Below are 6870 nucleotides of genomic sequence, written 5' to 3'. Positions count from 1 at the left end.
CTATGGCCGGGCGCAAATCATGGCCTGGTGCGAGAACAACGGCATCGACTACCTCTTCGGCCTACCCGGCAACAAGGTTCTGCAGCGGCTCGTCGACGAGAGCGCCGACGACATCCGCACCCGCCGCGCGCTCGAGCGCAAGCCTGTGCTGCGCGGCTATGCCGAGACCCACTACAAGGCGAAGTCCTGGAAGGCCGAACGCCGCACCTGCGCTCGCATCGAGGCAACCGCGATGGGTCTCGACATCCGCTTCGTCGTCACCAATCTCGACAAAGGCTCCGCCGAGCACATCTACGACGTGATCTACTGCGCCCGCGGCCAGGCCGAAAACCTGATCAAGATGCACAAGAGCCAGCTCGCCTCCGACCGCACCTCCTGCCGCTCACCGATTGCCAACCAGGTCCGTCTTGTCCTGCACACCGCCGCATACTGGTTGATGCTCACCCTGCGCGAGGCGGTGCCCACGACCCATCATCTGCGCAACGCCGAGTTCGCTACGCTGCGGCTCAGGCTGCTCAAGCTCGGCGCTCGCGTCATCGAAACCGTCTCGCGCATCCGTCTGGCCTTCGCCGCCGCCTGTCCCGAGGCAAGTCTGTTCCGGGCGCTCGCCAGCAATCTGCTACCGGCAGGACCATGACCGCCGGGGCAGCAGGCCCCGCCGAACCATACAGCTTCCACCCTCCAGCGCGTTCACAAGTCCAGACACAGCCGCGGTGAAAAAGACGCCGCGCCGCCACCTGTCCACCACTCAGCGGCAAACAAACCCAGATGCGTCATGAATAAGACGGGTTAGCATCGGAATTGCGTTGCTTCGGCGCCGCCACGGTCGTGGCATCCACGATCCGGCTACCCATCGCCAGATAACCGGCCTTGGTGAGGTGCTTGTCCAAACGGGCGAACAGGTTCTCCATCGCCCGGGCCTGCGTGAGGTGCTCCCTAAGAACCAGATCGTCTTGGCGTCGGGAACCTTGTCGCCGAGCCCCAACCCGAGGAAGCGCATGAAGGAAAGCCGGTCTGGATCTGGAACTCGGCTATGTAGAGCCTGCAGAACCATCACCTTGAACATCATCGCCGCATCAAAGGGCGGCCGGCCGCCTTTGGCGCCATCGGAGCGGTTCAGCGCCTTGGCCAGCGGTTTCCGGAAAACCTCCCAAGGCACCACCGCGTTCAGCTTCTCCAGTGGATCGCCGGCCTCGCTCAGCCGGACATAGCGCTCGTCAATGTCCCAGAACCCAGCCTGTCCTCGCATCCAACGCCTCCCTGCAAATCACCAGGCGAAGTGAATCAAAATGCGTTCTCGATTGCCAGGTTTTTCGAGGTGTCCAGTTGTCGATATTGGCTGCGACATACACGCGATTGGCCACTGGGGATACGCCTTTGGTGATGGCGATTTAACGCCGGGGCAACAGAGGGCCATCGTGCCACAATTGCGTTGGATTGCCGAAACCTACGGCGAACGCGTGACCTCAAAGATGAGATAATCAGATAATCGCATATCTGCGGTCGATCGGACGCTATGTCGAGATTGGGCCGCCGACAGGTGTCCACTACTGCCGGCCCGCCAGTAAAAATGCCCTCGGAACTGGCCATTTCTGCAATCCACGTTCCACTAGGACGGTCGTCAGCGAACATTCGGTTCGCTCTGCCGGTCCCTGATGGGGACGACGTTCCCTCAGACTTGGTGTGAAGGCAACCTTCGATCAACTGGCGGCTTCTTTGCGTAACCCTGTCGCCATGCAAACGAGTACCGTTGCCCCGCTGTTCGTCGATGGATTTGTGGCTGTACATCTCACGTGGCGAACAGCGTCCCTAGCCCCGTCAGCGGCTGAGTATATCCAGCCAGCCGCAAGGCATCCCACAACATCGCCTGGTGGGCAGTAATTACAGGCTTACCTAAGCGCTCTTCCAGATAATCGATAATGCTGGAAGTGCGAAGACCTGTACAAGGGATGAATACCGCCTGGGCATCGGACGAATTGATCGCCTGGCTAGCCGCTTGAATGCTCGCCGGCGTGACATTTATTATATCATAGTCATTTTCGATATGAAACGAGCCGCAAGAAACGACCGATATACCGCCCTTTCTCAAGCAACCGATCATTGCCTCAGTGACTTCATCCGGGTACGGAGTCAACATTGAAACGCGTGCAATTCCAAGATTTCGGAAAGCTTTGTACGCGCCGGTCATGGGCGACGTTAGCTTCGCCCCGGGAGCGGTACGATGAAGCTCAGCTTCGAGTTTAGCTTGCGAAATAAGGGCAGATCCAGATGTGCAGCCGTATGCAAACACATCCACTGCCTCGCGCGGAACAAACAACTCCGCTGCCCTTGCTATCTCATGTGCATGGCCCTGCAAATTCTCAATGGTGATCGGATTGTGCGTCTCAATCCGGGTAGCGGATATGCTCACTCCATCATCCGGCAACATTTTCCGCAGCTCATACTCGGTGACCACATCCGTGGAAAGAGCAATCAAGCCGATGACGATCTGGCCTGCCATTCCAGCATCGAGTGAGGCTTCAACATGCTTGATCAGTGTTGTACTCATGACGGTCTGGCCTCATTTGCTGAACGCTGAAGGGTTCTGACTATGGCCCACGCGGCGCGCGCGGCGCGCAGCACATCATCATCCGAAACTCCGAACTCTGAGGTATGGACATGGGTCCTGTTTCCCAAGGCTTCATTGTGGCAGCCGAACCAGAAATAAACTGATGGGAGTTTCTCAGCGTAGAATCCGAAGTCGTCAGCTCCCGCTAGAGGCCTCGTCGGGACGAGCGATTCCATCCCATAGATATCGGCAATCGCCTCTCTTGCTCGCTGACTAATGTTCGGATCGTTGACGACAGGTGGTTCTCCGGAAACCAGTTTGAACTTAGCCTCTCCGCGATGCATCGCGGCGATGTGGCTGGCAAGTTCTTCGAGGCGTGCGCGGAGTCGATGACGCGCTTCCGGTGATCGGGTGCGCAGTGTGCCATCGAGAACTACGCGATCGCAGACGATGTTGGTTGCCTCACCGCCGTGGAAACGACCGATAGAAATCACAGGGGCCTCGTCCGCATGGCTTTCCCGAGATATCAGCTTCTGGACTTCGGTGACGAAACTGGAGGCCATCGCTATGGCGTCGATGCCTAACTCAGGCCACGCGCCGTGGCTCTTTTTGCCCATGAAGACGACCTGAAATTCATCGGAAGACTTCGTTACCGGACCTGCCAGGACCGAAAATCTCCCGGATGGTATTTCCGGGTTCGCATGCATGCCCACCGCGCAATCGAATCCGTCTAAGAGACCCTGCTCAGCAACCGTCCGGCCGCCAAGCGGCTCAGCCTCCTCCGCGGGCTGAAAGATGACGCGGACTTTGCCCGCGAAATGCTGGCGATAGGCAATAGCCGCCAAAACGACCCCAAGCGCAGCCGACGCATGTGCGTCGTGGCCGCATGCATGCATTTTTCCAGGAACGCGCGACCGGTATGGGAGGTCAGGTCGCGCCTCTTCGATCGGCAATGCATCGATGTCACCGCGAACGACGACATTGAACGGAAAACCATTGCCTTCGCCGACTATATCGATGAACAGGCCAGTCTTGTGAAAGACGTCAGCATTCCGGATCCCCGCGCAAGCCAGAAACTCAGCAATTTTTGCCTGAGTCTTGTACTCTTCGTTCGAAAGCTCCGGGTTTTCATGCATGTAGTGTCGGAGAGAGAGGATTTTCTCCTCGCTCCCTGCCGGCAGACCAAATCCCTCGCCGCCGAGGCGGAGTTCCATGCCGTTGGATGTGCGCATCAGTCGATCACAATTAATTGTCGTGGAGAGTTCGCCAGGCATTCCGGCTGACTGTCAGTGATCAAAATGCTCTCGGTGATTTCGATGCCCCAGTCGCCGAACCAGAGGCCAGACATAAAGTGGAAAGTCATTCCGGGACGCAACTCGGTACGGTCGCCGGTCCGGAAGCTCGCGGAGTGTTCGCCCCAGTCCGGGGGATAGGCAAGGCCGATCGAGTAGCCGGTACGGCTTGGCTTTTTCAGTCCGTAACTTTCAATGACTCCGTAGTAGGCCTGCGCAACGTCTTCGCAGGCATTGCCCGGTACAGCCTTCTCGAGTCCAGCCGCCATACCCTCAAGCACGGCCGTTTCCGCGTCGATGAACTTCTGGTCAGGCCTACCGAGGTAAAAGGTTCTCGAGAGTGGGCAATGGTACCGCTTGTGGACGCCCGCGAGTTCGAAGAAGATGCTTTCCCCTGAACGAAGCTCACGATCAGACCACGTTAGGTGGGGCGCGGAGGCATCGATCCCGGCGCCGATCATGGGAACTGCCGCGGGGTAATCACCCCAAATGCCGTCAACGCCATGAATGGCGGTATGATAGATCTCAGCAACTACGTCCGATTGCTTGACGCCGGGCCGAAGCACTTCGGCTACCCGCTGATGCATGGCTGTCGCGATTTTGCCCGCCGCGCGCATGTACTCGATCTCGCGAGGCGACTTGACGATCCTCTGCCACTTCACGAGACGGGTGGTATCCTTGAACAGCGCATTTGGAAGCACGGAGGACAGCGCCTCAAAAGCCGCGTGAGTGAAGTAGTAGTTGTCTTTCTCAATCCCGATGACACCTTTTGACCAGCCAAGATCGGCAATCAGCGAACCGAGCGCAGTCATTGGGTGATACTGAGATGATTGAACGTAGTGGTCTCCATAGGACTTGATCCGGCTCTCATCCATGTAGACAGTTCTGCGCGCGCCGTTGGCATCCATTTCGCGGCCGAACCAGATGGGGTCTTCGTCCTGGCGAACGAGCACACACTGATGCACGTAGAATGACCAGCCGTCATAGCCGGTGAGCCATGCCATGTTTGCGGGGTCTGTGACGATCAGAAGGTCAACACCGTCGCGCTGCATTGCTTTTCGGGTCGCCTCGAGCCGAGCTCGATACTCTGAAATTTCGAAGCGTAACGTTGGTGCGGTCATGTTAGCCCTTTTGTTCTACTGCTCAAGAAGCACGAAGGTTCAGATAGTTTTCAAGAAGCTTGATGATGGCCGCGGAGCATAGACTGACAATCAGGAAGCCGGCTGCCACGAGCGTGATTGGTTCGAGATAGCGATAGTTGAAGTTGGCCTGGGCAAGAGCCTCACCCATCAGGTCCATTACGGTTATCGCGGAGAGTATCGGCGTCTCCTTGAACATCGCGATCACATAGTTCCCCAGCGGCGGTATCATCGGCGGGATCGCTTGCGGCAGAACAATTTCTGTCCAGGTCTGTCGGGACGTCAGGTTGCACGCTCTTGCCGCTTCCCACTGGCCAACGGGAACGTTGATAATTCCCGCCCGGTAGACCTCCGACAAATAGGTGCCGTAGTGCAGCCCGAGACCGATCACGCCTGCTCCAAAAGGAGACAGAAGCACTCCAAGGTCGGGCAGAACATAGAAGAGGAAGTAGAGCTGCACCAGCAGCGGCGTTCGCCTGATCCCTTCCGTGACAATTACGGCCGTCCGTCGCAAGGAATTGACCGGCGACATCTTCGCTACTGCAAACAAGAGACCAATGACCATCGCAACGACGGACGACACCAGTGTAATCTCCACCGTCACGATGAGCCCCTGGATTAGGGCAGGCATTATTTCCGTAACAAAATCCCAACTCCAGTCCATGTCTCCTCACGCTCCCATAATCGCCATGCCGCGGCTAAATCGTCTCTCCAGCCAGCGCACCAGGCCCATAAGGACCGAGGCGATCACAAGGTAAGTGACCAAAATCAGCATGAACGGCATTGCGGTCTCACCGGTTTGAGAACGCACCATCTGCGCTTGAAACGTCAGTTCGGATACGGTGACGAGCGAGGCAACCGCCGTGCTTTTCATGATCTCGATGGCGAGATTGCCGAAGCTCGGCAGCATCACGACGACTGCCTGCGGGAGTATGATCCACCACATGGCCTGACGACGGCTTAGGTTCAGCGCGATTGTGGCTTCTGTCTGATCGCGTCCGACAGCCTGAACTGCGGCTCGAACGACCTCTGCCCCGTAAGCACCCCCATTCAAGCCGATCGCGAGAAAACCTGCTTGCACAGGGCTCAGGGAAATTCCGGCCAGGGGGAGCACGAAATAGGCGGCAAACAGCTGGACGAAGATTGACGTCCCACGGAAGAACTCCACGTAGATGCGCGAGACAGCACGAACCCATAGCTGCCGGGATAGCAGAGCCAGTCCCGCCACGAACGCCATTAGCAATGCGAGGAAACAACTAAGGACGGTGAGCTCAATGGTTGCCAACGCTCCACTGAGGATGAACTGCCCATACCCGAGAGTAGATTCTAAGTTTTGCACGTCATCATCACCAATTATTTGCTGGCCCGCCGGATTTGAAGCGCATTGCCGTTACACCCGTTGTCCCGCCGCGATCACCTTGCGCAAGAAGCTCTTCGTGCGTTCGTGGTGCGGTGACTGGAAGATTTCGCCGGGAGGCCCATCTTCAATGATCTTGCCTTGTTCAAAGAAGAGAACCCGATCGGCAAAATCCCTCGCAAAGCCCATCTCGTGGGTCACGAGAAGCATCGTCATATCCGTTTCGTTTCGCAGATCGGTGATGACGTTGAGCACCTCCTCGACCAGTTCCGGATCGAGCGCGGATGTAATTTCATCGAGGAGCATGATTTTTGGCTGCAGCGCGAGCGCCCGTGCGATGGCTACACGCTGCTTCTGACCACCCGATAACCTCGACGGATACTCGTCCGCCTTGTTTGCTAACCCTACTTTGTCGAGGAACTGCAAAGCTCGCTCATTCGCCTCCAGCTTTGTCAATCGTCCGGTCAGGACCGGCGCCAACGCCACGTTCTGAAGCGCCGTTTTATGCGGGAACAGATTGAAGTGCTGGAATAC

7 protein-coding genes and 1 pseudogene are annotated in these 6870 nt (G+C 57.5%); 1 reads left to right on the top strand and 7 read right to left on the bottom strand.

Annotated features, from left to right (window positions below; genetic code table 11):
* On the top strand, positions 1 to 637 hold a 637-nt coding region (locus EOA32_RS31035; RefSeq protein ID WP_145971402.1), incomplete at its 5' end, for a transposase.
* Positions 638 to 791: 154 nt separating this feature from the next.
* Here the strand turns inward: EOA32_RS31035 and EOA32_RS31030 are convergent.
* The 7 genes and pseudogenes from EOA32_RS31030 to EOA32_RS30995 all read right to left on the bottom strand — a co-directional run.
* Positions 792 to 1249 (bottom strand): annotated as a pseudogene (locus EOA32_RS31030) (transposase); the annotation flags it as partial.
* Between the two features lie 540 nt (positions 1250 to 1789).
* Entirely contained in the window at positions 1790 to 2548 is a 759-nt protein-coding gene (locus tag EOA32_RS31020) for an Asp/Glu racemase (protein WP_128373747.1), read from the bottom strand.
* On the bottom strand, positions 2545 to 3780 hold the full coding sequence (locus tag EOA32_RS31015) for a M20 family metallopeptidase (protein WP_189407513.1): 1236 nt from the start codon (positions 3778 to 3780) through the stop codon (positions 2545 to 2547). Before EOA32_RS31015 ends, EOA32_RS31020 begins: the two co-directional genes overlap by 4 nt.
* On the bottom strand, positions 3780 to 4961 hold the full coding sequence (locus EOA32_RS31010) for a M24 family metallopeptidase (RefSeq protein ID WP_128373746.1): 1182 nt from the start codon (positions 4959 to 4961) through the stop codon (positions 3780 to 3782). Before EOA32_RS31010 ends, EOA32_RS31015 begins: the two co-directional genes overlap by 1 nt.
* A gap of 22 nt (positions 4962 to 4983) precedes the next feature.
* A complete protein-coding gene (ehuD, locus tag EOA32_RS31005; protein WP_128373745.1) occupies positions 4984 to 5643 on the bottom strand; it encodes an ectoine/hydroxyectoine ABC transporter permease subunit EhuD in 660 nt (219 codons plus the stop codon).
* A 6-nt stretch (positions 5644 to 5649) separates the two neighbouring features.
* Positions 5650 to 6318 (bottom strand): ectoine/hydroxyectoine ABC transporter permease subunit EhuC, encoded by a 669-nt coding sequence (ehuC, locus tag EOA32_RS31000; RefSeq protein WP_128373744.1) that lies wholly within the window; start codon positions 6316 to 6318, stop codon positions 5650 to 5652.
* Positions 6319 to 6369: 51 nt separating this feature from the next.
* Positions 6370 to 6870: ATP-binding cassette domain-containing protein (locus EOA32_RS30995; RefSeq protein ID WP_145971401.1), on the bottom strand; the 501-nt coding region annotated here is incomplete at its 5' end.

Origin of the sequence: Mesorhizobium sp. M1A.F.Ca.ET.072.01.1.1, assembly GCF_004023325.1 — a bacterium.
GTDB lineage: Bacteria > Pseudomonadota > Alphaproteobacteria > Rhizobiales > Rhizobiaceae > Mesorhizobium.
Note: the sequence above shows the minus strand (reverse complement) of the source record. Positions and strands in the feature narration are given on the sequence as shown.

Excerpts from the sequence above, each read along its gene's own strand:
- EOA32_RS31015 (WP_189407513.1), bottom strand. The coding sequence starts at position 3,780 with ATGCGCACATCCAACGGCATGGAACTCCGCCTCGGCGGCGAGGGATTT.
- ehuD (WP_128373745.1), bottom strand. The coding sequence starts at position 5,643 with ATGGACTGGAGTTGGGATTTTGTTACGGAAATAATGCCTGCCCTAATC.
- EOA32_RS31020 (WP_128373747.1), bottom strand. The coding sequence starts at position 2,548 with ATGAGTACAACACTGATCAAGCATGTTGAAGCCTCACTCGATGCTGGA.
- EOA32_RS31010 (WP_128373746.1), bottom strand. The coding sequence starts at position 4,961 with ATGACCGCACCAACGTTACGCTTCGAAATTTCAGAGTATCGAGCTCGG.